Below are 18460 nucleotides of genomic sequence, written 5' to 3' on the forward strand. Positions count from 1 at the left end.
CAGCACTGCTCGACCCCGAACGGGCGCTTGGAGCCGTTTAGCGGCGGCTTTAAGGCGAAAGACGTCATCTCCGTCAATCCGTCGGCAGGCGATAGTCCCCGAACTGCTGGCGCAGGGTGGTCTTCTGGATCTTGCCGGTAGCGGTGTGGGGAATTTCGCCGACGAAGGCGACGTCATCCGGCATCCACCACTTCGCCACCTTGCCGGTCATGAAAGCGAGAATATCCGTCTTGGTCGGCTCCCGGCCCGGCTTGCGGACGACGACAAGCAACGGCCGTTCGCCCCATTTCGAATGTCGGATACCGATTGCGGCCGCCTCCGCCACATCCGGATGACCGACAGCGAGATTCTCGAGCTCGATGGTCGAAATCCATTCGCCGCCCGACTTGATGACGTCCTTGGCGCGATCGGTGATCTGCATATAGCCGCTCGGGTCGATATGGGCGACATCACCGGTATCGAACCAGCCTTCTTCATCGAACTGTTCCGATCCGACGCCGCCATAGTAGGCGCGCGCGACAGCCGGTCCGCGGACCTTCAAGCGTCCGAATGTCTTGCCGTCCCATGGCTGCTCCTTGTTGTCATCGTCCGTCACCTTCATTTCGACACCGAAAGGCGGATAGCCCTGCTTGCCCTGGACGTCGAGCCGGGCTTCGCCTTCAAGCCCGGCATAGCCCGGCTTCATGGTGCACAGGGTGCCGAGCGGCGACATTTCGGTCATGCCCCACGCATGGATGACCTCAACATCGTAATTGTCCTGGAACTTCGTCGTGATCGCACGCGGGCAGGATGAGCCGCCGATGACGACCCTCTTCAGATAGGGAAGTTCCTTGCCGGTCTCCTCCAGATGCTGGAGCAGCATCAGCCATACTGTCGGCACGGCGGCGCTGAACGTCACCTTTTCGGTGTCGAGCAACTCATAGATCGAGGCGCCGTCCATCTTGCAGCCAGGCATGACCAGCTTGGCGCCGATCATCGGCGCGCTCTGGCCAAGGCCCCAGGCGTTGGCGTGGAACATCGGCACGACCGGCAGTATGGTGTCGCGCGACGAGAGGCCCATCGCATCGGGCATCGCGGCGATCATGGCGTGCAGCACGTTCGAGCGATGGCTGTAGAGGACGCCTTTCGGATCGCCTGTCGTGCCCGAGGTGTAGCACATGCCGGCGGCGGTGTTTTCATCGAACGTCTTCCAGGTGAAGGCGCCGTCGGCTTCGTCAAGCCATTCCTCATAGGCAACGGCATTCGGCAGCGCCGTTTGCGGCATGTGCGCCTTGTCGGTCAGCACGATCACCTTTCTCAGCGATTTGACCGCGCCGGCGATCATTTCAAGCAGCGGCATGAATGTCAGATCGACGAAGATCGCCTTGTCCTCGGCATTGTTCATGATCCACACGATCTGCTCGGGAAAGAGGCGCGGATTGAGCGTGTGATAGATCGCGCCAACACCCATGATGCCGTACCAGGCTTCGATGTGACGCGCCGTATTCCAGGCCAATGTGGCGATGCGGTCGCCAAGCCCAAAGCCGTCACGCTCGAGCCGCTCAGCGACCTGCAAGGCGCGGCGATGAATTTCCGCGTAAGTGGTCCGGACGATCGGGCCCTCGATCGAGCGCGACACGATCTCGCGTTCGCCGTGCTGCCTGGCTGCGTTGTCGATGAGCTTGTGGCAAAGTAGCGGCCATTCTTGCATCAGTCCGAGCATTCTTTTCCTCCCATTGGTTTTTCATTCCATTGTGGGACGAACAAGCGGATTGTCCAGCCATGACCGGGCAGAAGCGTTGCATTGATCGAAAAGACAGGGAAATCCGCCACAATCCGGCCATCGTCGGCGTTAACTTTGATTAATGGGCAGGGGTGCGATTGGCGAATGAAAGAGGTTCGCATGGACGCGCAGCTCGAAGACAAGACTCTCGAAGATACGCTCGCCGAAAGCCTGACTGATTTGGTGCCGGACGCCAAAACCGTTTCCGAAGACGAATTCGTCGAAGTTGTCGGCGGCGCCCTTGAGGCGGTCGGTGGCACGCTGTTGTTCAAGATGTGCGTTCAGAACGAAGGCGAAGCCCAGCACGTTGCCGCGGCATGCGTCGGCGATGGCGGCAACCGCCAGTTCCTGCTTCTTACCCTGCCGACCGGCGGTGGTGCGCTCAAGGTCGAAACCGCGTCGAGAAGCACCAATCCGGTCGCCGGTATCGCCGCCGCCTATGCCGGGCTGATGGATGCATTTCAGGCTGCCGCCTGATTGTTCATCGGCAGGGCCGATTTGACGAGAGACCTGGCAAAGCCAAAGGCGATGGTTTTCGAGCCCTACATCGACGGCCGCCTTGCGTAGCGTGCGTGCCCGACACACCTTAGGTCGACGCAAGGAGAACCCGTCATGGACCAGATCGCCAACCCGTCACCCGGCTTTCAACGCAACCCGGGTAAAGTGATTACGGTCGAGCCCTACACCGGAACTGTGACCGTACGCGCCGGCGACGTGGTCATTGCCTCGTCCACGAAGGCCAAAATGTTGACCGAATCCCCCTACCCCCGGGTCCCCTACATTCCATTCGAAGACATCGATTTCGACCAGCTTCGCAAGACGGAGTTCTCGACTCATTGCCCTTACAAGGGCGATGCGAGTTATTGGAGCGTGCTGCCTGCCGGGGAAGCAGGCAAGGATGCGATGTGGGCGTATGAGCAGCCTTTCGACGAGATGATCGAAATCCGCGATCACGGCGCGTTCTATCCCAACAAGGTGACGATCGAAGCCAAGCCAGCCTGAGCAGGGACGGCCCGAGACCTGTCTTGTCGATCAGTCGGGGTGCGATCATTGCCGATGTCGAGCCGCACGAAGGCGAGACCTTTGTCCTTCAGCGCCCACGTGTCCTTCAGCCGCCACGCTTTCACCGGGGGGCGTGGTCGGCTGGTTGATATGAGCGATGATGACGTCACCCGCGGCAATGCGACGTGCTGTCTCTTTTCCTCACAGAACGCCGTGGGCGGTCAGGGAGCTCGCGAAGTGAGCCTCGCAGAGAAACACGATCCTGGCGCTGGGGCGTTCAAGATGGCGGTGCCGGTGACCGTCGAGACGTCACTCAGCAACGGCTTACGCGTTCGGAGCCGAGGACAACGCGAAACGCGGAAATGACGGCCGGACCTATGATCGCTGGATCACGGCATGAGGGAGCGTTCGTATCAAACGACAGTCAGCACGGCCTGCAAGGAATTGATCGGTCGCCGTCCGGCATCCGCCGTAGTCGTTGTAATCGTCAAGGATCATGAACCCACCTGGGCTCAATACCTCGATGGTCTGCTCAAGACAGAACTTGACTGGATCATGCCAATCGCAATCGAGATGAGCCAAAGCCACTCTGCTTTCCGGATGAAAGCGCACCGTGTCTTCGAATAGGCCCTTGTGGAAGACGATCCTTTCGCCATCGAGGGGGACGCCAAAATCCATGAAGCTGGCACTCACCCTCTCGAACAGGTCGCCTTGATACCCGTAATATTTGTCACCGCCAATGCCTTGGATCATCCCGATCGGATGGTCTCGTAACGGGCCTTGGATTTTTCGTCGTCCTGTTCGGTCGGGCTTGGAATCATGCCAAACACATCGTAGCCGTGGAAATGACGGTCATCGTCGAGTTCGGAAGCGATGTAGATTGCCGAGCCACCGAGCGCGATACCGTATTCGATAAAGTCGCCGGGGACCTTTTCACGCCTCACTTGCCTGATCGCATCGCGGAGGCTGATAAACTTTTCGTCCGAAAGATACGTCAGCCGAGCGCGCCGCACCGAACTGGCGATGGCCGGCACTCTAAGCCTGTTTGCTTCCCTCAGGAGGCGTCCGGTCAACCTTGACAACATGGTGCAATGCTAGACAGCGGCCCCTGGATTTGCAAGCGGCTGACGACCTTGATGCCGGTTAATTCCGAACACAGTTATCGTCTGCGACTGCGCCTAGAGGGCGAGCGGTGCTGCAGCCTTTGCAGCCTGCACCGCCGCCTGCGCGGCAGCCAGCCTGGCGATGGGCACGCGGTAGGGCGAGCACGACACGTAGTCGAGGCCGACCTCCTCGCAGAAATGGATCGACGCCGGATCGCCGCCATGTTCGCCGCAAATGCCGAGCTTGATCTCCGGCCGCGTTGCCCTGCCTTTTTCGGCCGCCATCCGCACCAGTTCGCCGACGCCCTCAATGTCGAGCGACACGAACGGATCCTGCTCGATGATGCCCTTCTGACGATAGGTCTCGAGAAACGAGGCCGCATCGTCGCGTGAGATGCCGAAGGTGGTCTGGGTCAGATCGTTAGTGCCGAAAGAGAAGAATTCGGCCGCCTCGGCAATGACATGAGCGCGGATCGCGGCGCGCGGCAGTTCGATCATCGTGCCGGTAAGATAGGTGATCTTGACGCCGGTTTCCTCCATCACGCTCTTGGCGACGGCATCGATCCGCGCCTTGACATAGTCGAGTTCCTTCACCAGACCGACCAGCGGCACCATGATTTCCGGAACCACCAGCGCGCCGGCCTTCCTGCCGGCCTCGACGGCGGCCTCGAAAATCGCGCGCGCCTGCATCTCGGCAATTTCGGGATAGGAAACCGCAAGCCGGCAGCCGCGATGGCCAAGCATCGGGTTGAACTCGTGCAGGGCCTCGGTGCGCTGCCTGAGCTTGTCGGGGGACACGTTCATGGCGGCGGCGACTTCGGCCACCTCTTCCTCGGTCTTGGGCAGGAATTCGTGCAGCGGCGGATCGAGCAAGCGGATCGTCACCGGCAGGCCGGCCATGATCTCGAACAGTTCGAGGAAATCCGAGCGCTGCATGGGCAAGAGTTTTGCGAGCGCCGTTCGCCGGCCCTTTTCCGTGTCGGCCAGGATCATCTCGCGCATGGCAACGATACGGTCGCCCTCGAAGAACATGTGCTCGGTGCGGCAAAGCCCAATGCCTTCGGCGCCGAAGGAACGCGCCATGCGCGCGTCGAGCGGCGTTTCGGCATTGGTGCGCACCTTCATGCGGCGCACGGTATCGGCCCATTCCATGATGGCGGCGAAATCGCCCGAGAGCTCCGGCTGCAGCATCGGTACGGCGCCTTTCAGCACCTGGCCGTTACCGCCGTCGATGGTGATGATGTCGCCCTTGCGGAACGTCGATCCCATCGCCATCAGGGTGCCGGCTCTGTAGTCGACGCGCAGCGAGCCCGCGCCCGACACACAAGGCTTACCCATGCCGCGCGCCACCACCGCAGCGTGGCTGGTCATGCCGCCACGCGTGGTCAGGATGCCTTCCGCCGCATGCATGCCGTGGATGTCCTCGGGACTGGTCTCGATGCGCACGAGGATCGCCTTGCGGCCTTGCGTCTTGAGTTCCTCGGCGTCATTGGAGGAAAAGACGATCTCGCCGGTGGCAGCACCCGGAGATGCGGGCAGGCCAATGCCGATCACATCGCGAGCCGCCGTCGGATCGATGGTCGGATGCAGCAACTGGTCGAGCGAGGCCGGATCGATTCGGGCGACGGCCTCCTCCTTTGAAATGAGCTTGTCGCGCGCCATGTCGACGGCGATTTTGAGCGCCGCCTTGGCAGTACGCTTGCCGGACCTCGTCTGCAGCATCCACAACTTGCCGCGCTCGATGGTGAATTCGAGATCCTGCATATCGCGGCAGTGCTTTTCCAGACGATCGGAGATGGTGACGAAAGACTGGAACGCATCCGGCATCAGCTTCTGCAGCGACGGCTTGTCGGAGCCGGCGGCAATGCGCGCCGCCTCGGTGATGTTTTGCGGCGTGCGGATGCCGGCGACGACATCTTCGCCCTGCGCATTCACCAGGAACTCGCCATAGAGCATCTTTTCGCCGGTCGACGGATTGCGGGTGAAAGCGACACCGGTGGCCGAAGTCTCACCCATATTGCCGAAGACCATGGCCTGAACGTTGACCGCCGTGCCCCAGCTTTCGGGAATATCGTGCAGGCGCCGATAGGTGATGGCGCGGTTGTTCATCCAACTCGAAAACACGGCGCCGATCGCGCCCCAGAGCTGCTCGTTCGGATCTTGCGGAAACGGCTTGCCGAGTTCCTCCTCGACCTTGGCCTTGTAGAGTGCGATCACGCCCTGCCATTCGATGGCCGTCAGTTCGGTATCGAGCTCATGGCCGAGCCCGCCCTTCTGGTCTTCGAGGATTTCCTCGAATACCTCATGGTCGAGGCCCATGACGACATCGGAATACATCTGAATGAAACGCCGGTAGCTGTCATAGGCAAAGCGCGCATCGCCTGAATCGGCGGCCAGCGCTTCGACCGTCTCGTCGTTCAGACCGAGATTGAGTACGGTGTCCATCATGCCGGGCATCGAAGCGCGGGCACCGGAACGCACCGAGACCAAAAGCAGTTTCGAGGGATCACCGAAACGGCGCCCGGTCAGCCGGCTGATGTGGTCAAGCGCAACCGCGACATCCGCCTCCAGCGAGGCCGGGTACGTGCGGCCGTTGGCATAGTAGGCGTTGCAGACCTCGGTGGTGATGGTGAACCCCGGCGGCACGGGCAGGCCCAGGCTACACATCTCGGCCAGATTGGCACCCTTGCCGCCCAGGAGGTTCCTATCGCCGGCACGGCCTTCTGCTGCGCCGTCGCCAAAGGTGTAGACCCATTTGGTCATGCTTGCTCTCCGGTTGCAGGAGATTGAAAAGATTGACGAAGCCGAAGTTCCGCCGTGTACCTATCCGAGCGATATGATGCTGCAGTGCGAAAGGCAAGCGTCGGCAAAGCCAGCCGGCTTCTACAATCGATTAAGAAAAAGCGATGGCGAAAAGACTTGCGGCTCGGCGGTCACTTGAGTAGAACATAACAGGAACTAGGGGTAACCATGAAACTGACCGGAAAACTCGATTATCTGGAAATGCCGGCAACCGGTGGAACGCTGGACAGGCTCAAGGCTTTTTACAGCGCCGCCTTTTCCTGGTCGTTCACCGACTACGGGCCGACCTATTCGGCCTTTTCGGAAGGTCTTGACGGAGGCTTCCAGGCTGATGCCGGCGAAGCGCCCGCCAAGCCGCTTCCGGTGCTTTATTCCGAGCACCTGGAAGAAACCCTGGGCTCCGTCGAAAACGCCGGCGGCACGATCGTTAAACCGATCTTCTCATTCCCCGGTGGCAGGCGGTTCCATTTCGTCGATCCGGCCGGTAATGAAATGGCCGTCTGGGGTGAATAGACGCCATCGCCCGACAGCAGACGATGATATGCGAACGCCAATCTGCGGGAACCGGTGGATCAGTCCCGCGCACTTGCTATTCTCGGCATTGAGCTTTTCGCCGGCTCGTCCTATAAGGCCGCGCGCGCAACGGGCATGTTCCCGTTTCTGGGGCGTAGCCAAGTGGTAAGGCATCGGTTTTTGGTACCGACAATCCCAGGTTCGAATCCTGGCGCCCCAGCCATCGCTCACATTGTCCGTTCCGGACACATGTGTAGCAGCCCGTTTAGTAATGCGACAGTTGAGCAAGCTTGAGATGCGACAGTTTTCGTCGGCCGGCGAAAGTTCGAGCCGGATTGGTCCGTCCATCGCATATTAGTTCATTGGCCATACGATCATTAGCATCGGCACAGCAACAATGACGACGAGGAACGATAGCGGCAGCCCCAGACGTGGATAATCGCTGAAACAGTAGCCGCCCGGCCCCATGACGAGCGTGTTGCACTGGTGGCCTATCGGGGTGAGAAAATCGCAGCCGGCGCCAATGGCGACTGCCATCAGAAATGCTTCCGGCCTGTAGCCGAGATTGCCAGCAAACTCGGCGGCGATAGGCGCCATGACCAGCACGGTGGCGGCATTGTTGAGGAATGGCGTAACGGCCATGGCGGCGACAAGGATGAGCATCAGTGCGCCGGGCGCCGGAAGAATGGTCCCCAGTTTGGCAAGCTCGCCGGCAAGCACTTCTGTCGCCCCTGTACTGCGCAGCGAATCGCTCACCGGAATGAGAACGGCGAGCATGACGAGGATTGGACCATCCAGCGATTGGTAGACCTCCCGGACCGGGATGACCTTGAAAAGCACCATCCCGACCGCGGCCGCAAAGAAAGCGACGGAGACCGGTAGCAGCCCAAACGCAGTCGCCACCATAGCGAGAGCAAGGATGGTTACCGGCACGACACCCTTACGGACGCTACCAAGCAGGATGGCCCTTTCTGCCAGCGGCAGGCAGCCGAGTTCACGCAGTATCTCGGGTATCGTCGCTGCATTGCCCTGCAGCACGACGACGTCGCCGAGCCTTAGCTGGACTTCGGCCAGCCTGCGGTCGAGGCGCTCGCCGTGACGGCTGACAGCCAGGAGGTTGACATTGAAGCGGTGGTAGAGGGCAAGGCGCTGGGCTGTCCAGCCGATCAAAGGGGAGCTTTCACCGATGACGGCTTCGATAGCGACCAGCTCGCTGGTCGTGTCGTCCCCGCTGGCCCTGTTGCCCGTAACGCTGAGTTTGCCCTGTGAGACAAGGCGATGCAGCGCCCCTGGGTCGCCCTCGAGCAGCAGAATGTCGTTCACTTTGAGGACAACGTCGGGCAGTGGCGTCATCCGCATAGTCCGGTTGCGCAGGATCGACGTCACGATAGCATCGCCGCCGGAAAGCTTCATGAGGTCTGCGACGGTTTTCCCGAGCACCGTCGATTCGCGGACAATTCGGGCCTCTGTCAGGTAATTCTTGATGTTGATGGCTTCATTCACCGACCCGCCCAGCTTTTCGCGCACCGGTAACAGCCAATAGAAAAGCACCAGGAAGATCGTTCCGGCGGCGGCCAGCGCGGCTCCAACAGGTGTAAAGTCAAACATTGTGAAGGCGGTGCCGGTCAGTTCCTCCCGCACACGGGACACAACGACATTGGGAGATGTTCCCACCTGCGTCATGAGTCCACCGAGCAGTGACCCGAACGCCATAGGCATCAGGAATATTGAGGGCGAAACGCTCGACCGGCGCGCGAACTGGAAGGCTATCGGAATCATGATAGCGAGCGCACCGATATTCTTTACAAAGGCAGACAGGATCGTGACCACGATCACCAGCAGCGCCAGCTGTGACCGAACGCCCGATAGGTTCGGAGCAAAGCGCTTGATGGCAACTTCCATAATGCCCGAGCGGGCTATCCCTGCGCTCACCAGCAGGGCACTCCCGACAATGACCACGATATCGTCGCTGAACCCGCTGAAGGCCTCGTCAAAAGGCACGATGCCAATCGCGAGTGCAAGCAACAGTGCCGCGGCAGCGACCAGATCATATCGATACCGACCCCATACGAGCGCCGCCATCATCACGAAGATGACGGCGAACGACAGGATTTGCGGCGTAGTCATGTCTTCGGATGCTCCGCCGCTAATGCGGCTGATCAGAACGGCCAAACCGCCCTTTTGTTGCTTTCGCTGATCACGGCTTTGCTAGCACGGTTCTGAGTGCTGAGCTTCCATGCTTGCCAATAAGCCCGTGTCGAGCGATGTGGCTCTTGGGCGTCATCCTGGCAGCGTTGCATTAAGGTGCGCGATCGGTCAGCGCGCTCGCGCCCTCCTCCGCGGCGCAATGTGCGCAGCAGTAGATGATGTCATCTTGTTCGACACCATGTCCGATGATCCGGCACCCGCAATGCGGGCAGAGCGGCGCAAGTTTCTGGATCGCGCATTCGAAGCTGTCGAATGTATAGATTTCCTCAGCTAGCTTCACTTCGAAAGCCTTGTCGTAGTCATTCCGGCATTGATCGCATCTGGCCATAATTCTTTTCCTTCTCCATTGCTCAAGCTCGACCAACCTGTCGCATGGCAATAGGTTCCCGTCAGGATCGCAGAATCCTCCTAAGCAGGAGACGAGCGCGAACCGGCGTCACCCGCGCCGTTCGATCAAGCGGATCACCTCCTCGATGCCCCGCGGGTCGATGTCGAGTTCCTTCAGGCCCGGTGCGCCGGTTGCTGCCACATTGTCGTGCCGCATAAGATCGACCTGGTTGCGCGTTATAGGCGCGGCCGGAAGGAGTTCCGCGACGCCAGCCAAGGCGTCCCAAGCCGCAAACGGCACCGGCATCAACCTGACGTGGGTATCGAGTTGTCGGGCGATATCGCGAAGCAGTTCTTTATAGGTGTAGATTCGAGGGCCACCGAATTCGAATATCGATGAACCCTTGTGGTTTCGCCCGTCGATCAGCCGGCTCACCGCTTCTGCGACGTCTGCCACATAGACCGGCTGAAGCCGTGTGGCACCATCGCCGAACAGCGGATAGACCGGCAGCAGGCGTATCAGCCTGACAATGGTCGTGAGGAAAACGTCGTCAGGTCCGGTCATGACGGCGGGACGCACAATGATGGCGCCGGGAAATGCGCTCGCCACCGCCTCTTCTCCGCGCCCACGAGCCCTAATATAATTCGAGTCCGATTGAGGATCGGAGCCGATCCCCGAAATCTGGACGAACCGGTCAACCCTGCCATCGCGCGAGGCGGCGGCAAGATCAGCGGCAGCTTTCACATGCACGCGTTCAAACGTCTGGGCGCCCTGCTCGACATAGAGACTGACGGCATTCACGATCGCCCGTGATCCGGCAATGGCCGAGCCGATCGAGGAGGCATCCAGTATATCCGCCTCGATGGCTTCGGGCATCCTTGCAGTCGAAGAAAAGACCGGGCCAACCCGAGCCGGGTGGCGGGATGCAGCACGGACCGTGAAACCCCTCTCAAGGAGCCGCTTCACGATCCTGCGCCCGAGAAAGCCTGTTCCGCCGAACACAGTGACGATCCGTTCTGTGTTGAGATCGTCAGAATCCATCTGCCTCGCCTTATTTTCGCGTAGCCGCCGAGCGCCTGCCGCAAGGATTGCCCTTGGACGGCGTATGAACCAGCCGTGAAACATCAGGACGGTTGGAGAACAACGCAGGAACGCTTTTTGTTCCAGCCAGCGCTGGGTTGATCGCGGGACCGCCGATGTCGCTATTAAAAGGCGAATGTTTGACGCTGAGTTGCTTTATCCGTGCTATCAAAACTGGTCGAGGCACTGCAGCGTCGAAATTGACAAATCATCCCTTGCAAATCGGTCGCCGCTGTCTTTTGCTCGCGCGACAGTTGTCCCATGACTGTTGAATGGTTGGCGAACGGATGAACAAAATCGATCGGCGACGGCCGGAGTCCGAAGCAGATGGCACCGTCAATGCCGCGCGGCTTGGGACGCGGTTGCGCCTCGCCCGCCAGACACGGGGCATGACGCTGAAGACCCTGGCGACAGCTGCAAACTGCTCTGAAAGCCTTTTGTCCAAGATCGAGAACGGCAAGGCTTCACCATCGCTGCCGATGCTTCACCGCCTGGTCGAGGTTCTGGAGACCAACATCGGCTGGATGTTCGAACAGGTCGACGACGACGAGGCGATCGTGTTCCGCGCCGGCGCGCGGCCATTGATCTCGCTCGACGCGCTGAGGCGCGGCGAGGGCATTTCGCTTGAACGCATTATTCCGTATTCGCCCGGTCACCTGCTGCAGTGCAACATCCATCATATCGAGGCAGACGGCGAAAGCGAAGGTCCCATCCAGCATGTCGGCGAGGAAGTTGGCTATGTGCTCGCCGGCCGGATCAAGCTGATCGTCGATGGCAAGAGCCATGATCTCGCCACCGGCGATGCGTTCGTATTCAGGTCGGAGCTGCCGCACCATTACCGCAACATCGGCAAGGAGAGAGCCAGCATTTTCTGGGTCAACACGCCAGCGACGTTCTGACGGGCGCTCAGCGATCAAATTCGTTGACAAATATTCAAGTCTCTTGAATGTTTGCCTCGTGCCTGTAGCACCAATGGGCCAGCCGAACAGGTTTGGCCCGCAAGCAAGGGGAACCGTAAATGCGTCCGTTCAAACTTCTTGTCCGTTGCGCCGCCATCATCGCCATCTGCTCGACAGCGATGGGGTCGGCGTTCGCCGATACATTCGCTCTCGTCAACATCAACCAGCAGGCCCTCTTCTTCAACCAGATCAATGAGGGCGCGCAGAAGGCGGCCGACGCCGCCGGCGCCAAGCTGGTCATCTTCAATGCCAACAACGTGCCGAGCGCGCAAAATGACGCGATCGAGAACTACATCACACAAAAAGTCGACGGCATCATTCTGGTCGCCATCGACGTGAACGGCGTCAAGCCCGCGATCACTGCCGCGAAGGCGGCCGGCATACCCGTGATCGCCATCGACGCACAGATTCCCGACGGGGACAACGTTTCGTTTATCGGCGTCGACAACGCCAAGGCCGGCGAGGATATCGGCAAATTCTATGCCGACTATGTGAAGTCGGAGATGGGCGGCACTGCCAAGATCGGTATTGTCGGCGCGCTCAATTCGTTCATCCAGAACCAGCGGCTCGACGGCTTCAAGAAAGCGGTCACTGACAGCGGCCTGGCGATCACCTTCCTCGACACGGTCGACGGGCAGAATGTTCAGGAGACCGCAATGAGCGCTTCAGAGAATTTGATGACCGCCAATCCGGACATGACGACGCTATACGCGACCGGCGAGCCGGCGTTGCTTGGCGCTGTTTCAGCCGTGACCAGTCAGGGCCGCACCGGCGACGTCAAGGTGTTCGGCTGGGATCTGACCAAGCAGGTCATTCAGGGCATTGACGATGGTTGGGTGGTGGCGGTCGTCCAGCAGGACCCGGCCGGCGAAGGCAAGGCCGCTGTCGAAGCATTGGTCAAGCTCAAGAAGGGCGAAACGGTCGAGCCGATCATCAATATTCCGGTGACGATCGTGACCAAGGACAATGTCGACCAATACCGCGCGATGTTCCAGTAAACTGCGTCGATGACCGGTCCGCGGCGCCGCTCGAGGCTACGCCGCGGACGCTTCGCAAAGCCCGTGGATCGAAGATGAGCACTAGCGAGACCTATCGGGTGCGGATGAGCGGCATCTCAAAGCGCTACAACGCCATTCAGACGCTCGATGACGTGTCCCTGGTGCTGAGGCCGGGCGAGGTCCTCGGGCTGGTCGGCGACAATGGCGCGGGAAAGTCGACGTTGAGCAAGGTGCTGTCGGGGGCGGTGGTTCCCGATGCCGGCACGATCGAGATCGATGGCATGCCGGTGACCTTCACTTCGCCGGCGGACGCGCGTGCAGCGCGCGTCGAGATGGTCTATCAGGACCTGTCGCTCTGCGACACAGTCGATGTCGCCGGCAATCTGTTTCTCGGCCGCGAGCCGCGCCGCCGCATCGCCGGCATTTCCTTTCTCGACAAGAAGCGCATGCACGAGCAAACGCGCCAGATGCTCGACCGTCTCGGCATCGTTATCGCCGACACGCGGCTCAAGGTCGAAAACCTGTCCGGCGGACAGCGGCAGTCGATCGCGATCGGCCGCGCCGCCTCTTTCGAGCCGTCCGTGCTGATCATGGACGAGCCGACGGCAGCGCTTGCCGTCGCCGAGGTCGAGGCTGTGCTGGACCTGATCCGCACCGTGAGCGCCCGCGGCGTCAGTGTCATTCTGATCACCCACCGGCTTCAGGATCTGTTCCTCGTATGCGACCGCATTCAGGTCATGTACGAAGGACGCGCCGTCGCCGAGCGGCTGATCGGCGAAACCAATATCGAGGATGTCGTCAATCTGATCGTGGGTCGCAAGTTCAACGCGCGTTCGGCCGCCAACGCCCATCGCGATGGAGCGCCAGCATGAGCGACGTGAGTTCGGCCCACTCCGCTCAGTCTCGAAGGGTCCGCGAATCCACATGGCGAGATGCGGTGCTCGCCAATGGCAGTGTCGTGTCGATTGCGCTGTTTTTTGTGATCGTTTGCATCATCTTCTCGGTGGCGACAGACGCCTTTCTGACGTCGCCCAATCTGCTGAACATCCTGCGGCAGTCGGCACCATTGCTGATCGTCGCCGCAGCGATGACCTTCGTCATCACGACGGGTGGCATCGACCTTTCGGTCGGTTCCGTGCTGGCACTGGTGGCAACGTTGTCGGCGACACTGCTGCAGCTGGGCTTGCCATGGCCGGTGGTCATCCTGGCCATGCTTGCGCTGGGCGCCTTGCTTGGCGCGGTGCAAGGCTACTTCGTCGCATATGAGGGCATCCCGGCTTTCATCGTTACTCTTGCCGGGCTTTCGGTGATCCGTGGCGTGGCGCTGCTGATCACCGGCGGCTACTCCATCCCCATCGAGCCGGGAAGCCTTTTCACGGTGTTGGGCCGCGCCTGGCTGCTCGGCGTGCCGGCGCCGGCGCTGATCGCGCTGGCAATCCTCGCGATCGCCTATATCGCCTTCAACGAGACGCCGTTCGGCCGCTATGTGACCGGCATTGGCGCCAACGCCGAAGCGGTCAGGCGCGCCGGTGTGGACACGCGGCTGACGACGCTTTTCGTCTACGTGATTTCCGCCGCTGCGGCAGCACTTGCAGGGATCATCATTGCAGCCCGGCTCGGATCCGGATCATCGAACGCCGGGCAAGGTTTTGAGCTCGAAGTGATCGCTGCCGTCGTGCTTGGCGGCACCAGCCTGTTCGGCGGCCGCGGAACGATCGTCGGCACGGTGCTCGGCGCGCTTACCGTGGCCGTAATCGGCAACGGGCTGATCCTAGCGCATCTGTCGCCTTTCCTGACGCCGATAGTCACCGGAACGATCATCCTGATCGCCATCTGGCTGAACTTCCGCCTGTTCCGCGGCGCCGTGCGGAGCCGTTGAGCCTATGAGTGATCTCTTCGATGACACAGCTCCCAGCCAGCGGCTGGCGATCGGGATCGAAACCGGCCATGTGATGACCGTGCTCGGCCCCGTTCCGGTCGAGGATATGGGCATTACGCTGATGCACGAGCACATCTTGCTCGACGGCGCGCGCAACTGGAAATGTCCCTGTTATCCCGACGACATGGCGCTCGCCGAGCAGCCGGTGAACATCGAGATCATCGGCGAATTGCGCATGAACCCTTACGTCAACCGCGACAATGTTTCGCTCGACGACAGCGATCTCGCGCTGTCGGAGCTGCAACGCTATCGCGCGCTCGGCGGCCACACCGTCGTCGACGCGACCAATATCGGCATCGGCCGCGAGCCGGAAAAGCTTGCCCGCATCAGCCGCATGTCCGGCCTGAAGATCGTCATGGGCACCGGCTTCTATCTGGAGCACACCCATCCCGAATGGCTGAAGGCGATGGATGTCGACGCGGTGACCGAGTTCATCGTCAACGATGTCGGCGGCGGCGAGACGCAGCCGCCGATCATGGCCGGGTTGATCGGCGAGGTCGGCGTCAGCAAGAATTTTACACCCGAGGAGCGAAAGTCGCTGAAAGCTTCGGCGCGGGCCTCGCGCATCACCGGCGTGCCGCTGTCGATCCATCTGCCTGGCTGGGAGCGACTGGCGCACGAGGTGCTCGATATCGTCGAGGCGGAGGGCGCCGATCTTCGCCACACCGTGCTCTGCCACATGAACCCCAGCCACAGCGATCCCGGCTATCAGACAAGCCTCGCCCGGCGCGGCGCGTTCCTCGAATACGATATGATCGGCATGGACTATTATTATGCCGATCAGGACGCGCAATCGCCCTCCGACGAAGAGAACGCGCGAGCAATCGCCGCGCTTATCGAGGCCGGCTTCGGCGACCGCCTACTGCTGTCGCAGGATGTGTTCCTCAAGATCATGCTGACCCGCTTCGGCGGTTTCGGTTACGGCTATATCCTGAAGCATTTCATACCGCGCCTGAAACGGCATGACGTCCAGCAGCCAGCCATCGACCGCATGCTGATCGCCAATCCGAAGGCCGTGTTCGCGCGGCAAAACTAAGCGGCCCAGACTTACGGCTTAGACTTACGACGGAGTTCAAATGTCCAAGAAAAAGATCCTGCTTGCCGGCGAATCCTGGGTGTCGACCGCGACTCATATCAAAGGCTTCGACCAGTTTCCAACGGTCACCTACCATACCGGCGCGGACGAATTGCTGACGGCGCTGAAGGCCACCGACTTCGACGTGACCTTCATGCCGGCGCATGAGGCACAGCGCAACTTTCCCCAAACAATGGAGGTGCTTTCGGCCTATGACGCGGTGGTGCTCTCCGACATCGGCGCCAACACGCTGCTTCTGCATCCCGACACCTGGGTCCACTCGAAGCCGACGCCGAACCGCCTGCGTCTGCTGCGCGATTATGTGCGCAATGGCGGCGGGCTTTTGATGTTCGGCGGCTACTATAGCTTCCAGGGCATCAATGGCGGCGCGCGCTACCGCAAGACGCCGGTCGAGGAGGTGCTGCCGGTGAACTGCCTCGCGTTCGACGACCGCGTCGAGGTGCCGGAAGGCTTTGCACCTGTCCTGAAAGGCTCCTCGGACCATCCGATCTTGAAGGGTCTCGGTTCGGACTGGCCAATCCTGCTCGGCTTCAACGAGGTGACGCCGAAAGACGGGGCGGAAGTTCTGGCAACCGTGTCGTCGGATTATGGCTCGCTGCCGCTGCTTGTCACCGGCCACTACGGCAAAGGCCGCACTGTGGCCTGGACATCCGATGTCGGGCCGCATTGGCTGCCGCCGGAGTTCATCGCCTGGAAGGGCTACAAAACCCTGTTCGAACAGATGCTGAGCTGGGCGACCGGTGAGAGCTGAGCGATGCATGTCCATGTCGTCGGCAACGCCTGCGTCGATACGATGTTTCGCGTCGGCCGCTTCCCTGCTGCCGGCGAGACTTTGAACGCCAGCAGCTATGCCGACGGCCTCGGCGGCAAGGGTGCAAACCAAGCGGTTGCGGCCGCGCGCACGGGTGCTGCGGTGACGTTTTGGACGGCGCTCGGTAAGGACCGCGCAGGCGCATGGATCAGGGCCTCTCTCGACCGGGAGTTGCCTGACCTCGAGGTGAGCGAATTCGACCTGCCGAGCGACCGCTCGACTATCGTCATCGATGCCGGCGGCGAGAATTTCATCGTCAGCGGCGTCGCCTGCAGCGAAGCGTTCGATCCGATTGCGCAAACCGCACTTGCGCGCCGGATCGCGTTTGGCGACATCCTTGTCTGCCAAGGAAACCTGCGAGGTAGCGCGATAAATGCCTGCCTGCGGGCAGCACAGGAAAATGGCGCACGCACCGTCCTGAACGTCAGCCCTATCGATGCGGCGGCTCTGCCTGACTTCGGTCTGGCGCAGGTGTTGGTGGTGAATCAATCCGAGGCGAAAGCACTGACCGGCCAGGGTGATATGGTAGCCGCGGCCGAAGCGCTCGCGGCCAAAGGCGCCGGGACTGTCGTGATCACGCTTGGCGCTGAAGGTTGTCTCGTCCTTGGCCCTGACCGGGGAGGATCGCTTCGTTTGCCGGCGCCACGTGTCGAGGCGCTCGACACCAGCGGCGCCGGCGATGTGTTTTGCGGCTGTCTGGCCGGCGGGCTTGCCAAGGGCATGCCGGTTATCTCAGCGCTGAAGTTCGCGCTCGCAGCCGCGGCAACTGCGGTCACTCGCCCGGGCACACTGATGTCCTGTCCTTCCGCGTCTGAAATGGTGGCGCTCATCGATCAAACGGAGTTCTCATGACCCAACTCGGTCAATCAGGCGGCGACGCGCTCGTAGACCTTTTCGGCCGCACAAAGGTGGTGATCGGCGTCGTTCATCTTGCGCCGCTTCCTGGCGCGCCGCGCTATGACGGCGATGCGGTCGAGGCGATCTACCAGCGAGGGCTCGACGATGCGAAAGCCTATCTCGATGGCGGATGCGACGGCGTGATCGTCGAGAATCATGGCGACATCCCCTTCGCCAAACCTGACGATATCGGGCCGGAGACAGCGGCCTATATGGCTGTTGTCTCCGACCGTATTCGCCGCGAACTCGGCAAGCCGGTCGGCATCAATGTGCTTGCAAACGCCGCGATCCCTGCCCTTGCGATCGCCAGTGCCGCTGGCGCGGGCTTTATCCGCGTCAATCAATGGGCGAATGCCTATGTCGCCAACGAGGGTTTTGTCGAGGGCGAGTCGGGTCGCGCGGCGCGCTACCGCGCCAAGCTTCGCGCCAACGGCATCCGCATTTTCGCCGATGCTCATGTCAAGCATGGCGCGCACGCCATCGTTGCCGACCGCCCGGTGGAGGAACTGGTCAAGGATCTGGTCTTCTTCGACGCCGACGCCATCATTGCGACCGGTCAGCGCACCGGGCACGCTGCGGATCTGAGCTATATCAGCATGATCAAGGAGGCCGCCGGCCTACCGACGCTGGTCGGCAGCGGCGTGACGCCCGATAATGCAAACGATATTCTTGGGATCGTCGATGGCGTCATCATCGCCAGCGCGCTGAAGCATGACGGAGTCTGGTGGAACCAGGTCGACCCCGCCCGGGTGAGAACGTTCATGACCGGGCTGAAGCGATGACCAAGCCGCTCGATCGCATCGCAACGATCAGGACGCTCCCAAGCGCATGATGGATCACGCCGACAGCCTTAGGTGGTGTGGACTCTTAGGATTCCCTTTTTGACCGTAGCATGATTCAAGACTGCTTTTGGAGGCAGCCTTGGGTGTAATGGATCGGTTGATATTGAGTGACGCGGCGTG

18 protein-coding genes, 1 tRNA gene and 1 pseudogene are annotated in these 18460 nt (G+C 61.0%); 12 read left to right on the forward strand and 8 right to left on the reverse strand.

The genetic code is table 11. From position 1 onward, the window contains the following. Positions 1–73: 73 nt before the first annotated feature. A complete protein-coding gene (locus NKH36_RS27530) occupies positions 74–1702 on the reverse strand; it encodes a fatty-acid--CoA ligase (RefSeq protein ID WP_352959370.1) in 1629 nt (542 codons plus the stop codon). A 180-nt stretch (positions 1703–1882) separates the two neighbouring features. On the opposite strand from NKH36_RS27530, the gene NKH36_RS27535 reads away from it, so the two are divergent. Both NKH36_RS27535 and NKH36_RS27540 read left to right on the forward strand, forming a co-directional pair. After that, positions 1883–2239, forward strand: a complete 357-nt coding sequence (locus NKH36_RS27535) for a hypothetical protein (protein ID WP_352959367.1) — start codon at positions 1883–1885, stop codon at positions 2237–2239. 135 nt (positions 2240–2374) lie between these two features. Beyond that, the gene (locus tag NKH36_RS27540) at positions 2375–2764 is read left to right on the forward strand and encodes a DUF427 domain-containing protein (RefSeq protein ID WP_352959364.1); all 390 of its coding nucleotides are present in this window, start codon (positions 2375–2377) and stop codon (positions 2762–2764) included. Here NKH36_RS27540 and NKH36_RS34920 read toward each other — a convergent pair. The 4 genes and pseudogenes from NKH36_RS34920 to ppdK form a co-directional block, all read right to left on the reverse strand. Further along, positions 2725–2962 (reverse strand): annotated as a pseudogene (locus tag NKH36_RS34920) (hypothetical protein); the annotation flags it as partial. The gene NKH36_RS27540 and the pseudogene NKH36_RS34920 overlap by 40 nt on opposite strands. Positions 2963–3139: 177 nt before the next feature. Continuing rightward, entirely contained in the window at positions 3140–3517 is a 378-nt protein-coding gene (locus tag NKH36_RS27545; protein WP_352959361.1) for a TylF/MycF/NovP-related O-methyltransferase, read from the reverse strand. After that, positions 3514–3798, reverse strand: coding sequence for a TylF/MycF/NovP-related O-methyltransferase (locus NKH36_RS27550; RefSeq protein ID WP_352959359.1), 285 nt, complete (start codon positions 3796–3798; stop codon positions 3514–3516). Before NKH36_RS27550 ends, NKH36_RS27545 begins: the two co-directional genes overlap by 4 nt. Positions 3799–3942: 144 nt before the next feature. After that, a complete protein-coding gene (gene ppdK / locus NKH36_RS27555) occupies positions 3943–6630 on the reverse strand; it encodes a pyruvate, phosphate dikinase (RefSeq protein ID WP_352965256.1) in 2688 nt (895 codons plus the stop codon). 207 nt (positions 6631–6837) lie between these two features. Between ppdK and NKH36_RS27560 the strand changes: the two genes are divergently transcribed. Further along, positions 6838–7182 carry a VOC family protein gene (locus NKH36_RS27560; RefSeq protein ID WP_352959355.1) on the forward strand — a complete coding sequence of 115 codons (345 nt, stop codon included), beginning with the start codon at positions 6838–6840 and terminating at the stop codon, positions 7180–7182. A 148-nt stretch (positions 7183–7330) separates the two neighbouring features. Then, positions 7331–7405: transfer RNA gene (locus NKH36_RS27565), tRNA-Gln, on the forward strand. Positions 7406–7536: 131 nt separating this feature from the next. Here the strand turns inward: NKH36_RS27565 and NKH36_RS27570 are convergent. From NKH36_RS27570 to NKH36_RS27580, 3 genes are all read right to left on the reverse strand, one after another. Beyond that, positions 7537–9309, reverse strand: a complete 1773-nt coding sequence (locus NKH36_RS27570) for an SLC13 family permease (RefSeq protein WP_352959353.1) — start codon at positions 9307–9309, stop codon at positions 7537–7539. A 172-nt stretch (positions 9310–9481) separates the two neighbouring features. Continuing rightward, on the reverse strand, positions 9482–9718 hold the full coding sequence (locus tag NKH36_RS27575; protein WP_352959351.1) for a metallothionein: 237 nt from the start codon (positions 9716–9718) through the stop codon (positions 9482–9484). A 108-nt stretch (positions 9719–9826) separates the two neighbouring features. Next, entirely contained in the window at positions 9827–10759 is a 933-nt protein-coding gene (locus NKH36_RS27580) for a complex I NDUFA9 subunit family protein (protein WP_352959349.1), read from the reverse strand. Positions 10760–11085: 326 nt separating this feature from the next. Here NKH36_RS27580 and NKH36_RS27585 point away from each other — a divergent pair, with 326 nt between their 5' ends. From NKH36_RS27585 to NKH36_RS27620, 8 genes are all read left to right on the forward strand, one after another. Further along, positions 11086–11697 carry a cupin domain-containing protein gene (locus NKH36_RS27585; RefSeq protein WP_095492366.1) on the forward strand — a complete coding sequence of 204 codons (612 nt, stop codon included), beginning with the start codon at positions 11086–11088 and terminating at the stop codon, positions 11695–11697. 119 nt (positions 11698–11816) lie between these two features. After that, complete coding sequence (locus tag NKH36_RS27590) at positions 11817–12755, forward strand: ABC transporter substrate-binding protein (protein ID WP_352959347.1); 939 nt, start codon at positions 11817–11819, stop codon at positions 12753–12755. 74 nt (positions 12756–12829) lie between these two features. Further along, positions 12830–13627 (forward strand): ATP-binding cassette domain-containing protein, encoded by a 798-nt coding sequence (locus NKH36_RS27595; RefSeq protein WP_352959345.1) that lies wholly within the window; start codon positions 12830–12832, stop codon positions 13625–13627. Further along, positions 13624–14634, forward strand: coding sequence for an ABC transporter permease (locus NKH36_RS27600; protein ID WP_352959343.1), 1011 nt, complete (start codon positions 13624–13626; stop codon positions 14632–14634). The genes NKH36_RS27595 and NKH36_RS27600 overlap by 4 nt, the downstream gene beginning before the upstream one ends. A gap of 4 nt (positions 14635–14638) precedes the next feature. Continuing rightward, a complete protein-coding gene (locus tag NKH36_RS27605; protein ID WP_352959341.1) occupies positions 14639–15730 on the forward strand; it encodes a phosphotriesterase family protein in 1092 nt (363 codons plus the stop codon). A 40-nt stretch (positions 15731–15770) separates the two neighbouring features. After that, complete coding sequence (locus tag NKH36_RS27610; RefSeq protein WP_352959339.1) at positions 15771–16541, forward strand: glutamine amidotransferase; 771 nt, start codon at positions 15771–15773, stop codon at positions 16539–16541. Positions 16542–16544: 3 nt separating this feature from the next. Next, positions 16545–17453, forward strand: coding sequence for a PfkB family carbohydrate kinase (locus tag NKH36_RS27615; RefSeq protein WP_352959337.1), 909 nt, complete (start codon positions 16545–16547; stop codon positions 17451–17453). Then, positions 17450–18280 (forward strand): BtpA/SgcQ family protein, encoded by an 831-nt coding sequence (locus NKH36_RS27620; protein ID WP_352959335.1) that lies wholly within the window; start codon positions 17450–17452, stop codon positions 18278–18280. The genes NKH36_RS27615 and NKH36_RS27620 overlap by 4 nt, the downstream gene beginning before the upstream one ends. Positions 18281–18460: the final 180 nt, after the last annotated feature.

This window comes from Mesorhizobium sp. M1312 (assembly GCF_040318115.1).
GTDB lineage: Bacteria > Pseudomonadota > Alphaproteobacteria > Rhizobiales > Rhizobiaceae > Mesorhizobium.

Excerpts from the sequence above, each read along its gene's own strand:
- ppdK (WP_352965256.1), bottom strand. The coding sequence starts at position 6,630 with ATGACCAAATGGGTCTACACCTTTGGCGACGGCGCAGCAGAAGGCCGT.
- NKH36_RS27605 (WP_352959341.1), top strand. The coding sequence starts at position 14,639 with ATGAGTGATCTCTTCGATGACACAGCTCCCAGCCAGCGGCTGGCGATC.
- NKH36_RS27560 (WP_352959355.1), top strand. The coding sequence starts at position 6,838 with ATGAAACTGACCGGAAAACTCGATTATCTGGAAATGCCGGCAACCGGT.
- NKH36_RS27580 (WP_352959349.1), bottom strand. The coding sequence starts at position 10,759 with ATGGATTCTGACGATCTCAACACAGAACGGATCGTCACTGTGTTCGGC.
- NKH36_RS27620 (WP_352959335.1), top strand. The coding sequence starts at position 17,450 with ATGACCCAACTCGGTCAATCAGGCGGCGACGCGCTCGTAGACCTTTTC.
- NKH36_RS27615 (WP_352959337.1), top strand. The coding sequence starts at position 16,545 with ATGCATGTCCATGTCGTCGGCAACGCCTGCGTCGATACGATGTTTCGC.
- NKH36_RS27595 (WP_352959345.1), top strand. The coding sequence starts at position 12,830 with ATGAGCACTAGCGAGACCTATCGGGTGCGGATGAGCGGCATCTCAAAG.
- NKH36_RS27545 (WP_352959361.1), bottom strand. The coding sequence starts at position 3,517 with ATGATCCAAGGCATTGGCGGTGACAAATATTACGGGTATCAAGGCGAC.
- NKH36_RS27530 (WP_352959370.1), bottom strand. The coding sequence starts at position 1,702 with ATGCTCGGACTGATGCAAGAATGGCCGCTACTTTGCCACAAGCTCATC.
- NKH36_RS27610 (WP_352959339.1), top strand. The coding sequence starts at position 15,771 with ATGTCCAAGAAAAAGATCCTGCTTGCCGGCGAATCCTGGGTGTCGACC.
- NKH36_RS27585 (WP_095492366.1), top strand. The coding sequence starts at position 11,086 with ATGAACAAAATCGATCGGCGACGGCCGGAGTCCGAAGCAGATGGCACC.
- NKH36_RS27600 (WP_352959343.1), top strand. The coding sequence starts at position 13,624 with ATGAGCGACGTGAGTTCGGCCCACTCCGCTCAGTCTCGAAGGGTCCGC.
- NKH36_RS27570 (WP_352959353.1), bottom strand. The coding sequence starts at position 9,309 with ATGACTACGCCGCAAATCCTGTCGTTCGCCGTCATCTTCGTGATGATG.
- NKH36_RS27590 (WP_352959347.1), top strand. The coding sequence starts at position 11,817 with ATGCGTCCGTTCAAACTTCTTGTCCGTTGCGCCGCCATCATCGCCATC.
- NKH36_RS27540 (WP_352959364.1), top strand. The coding sequence starts at position 2,375 with ATGGACCAGATCGCCAACCCGTCACCCGGCTTTCAACGCAACCCGGGT.
- NKH36_RS27535 (WP_352959367.1), top strand. The coding sequence starts at position 1,883 with ATGGACGCGCAGCTCGAAGACAAGACTCTCGAAGATACGCTCGCCGAA.
- NKH36_RS27575 (WP_352959351.1), bottom strand. The coding sequence starts at position 9,718 with ATGGCCAGATGCGATCAATGCCGGAATGACTACGACAAGGCTTTCGAA.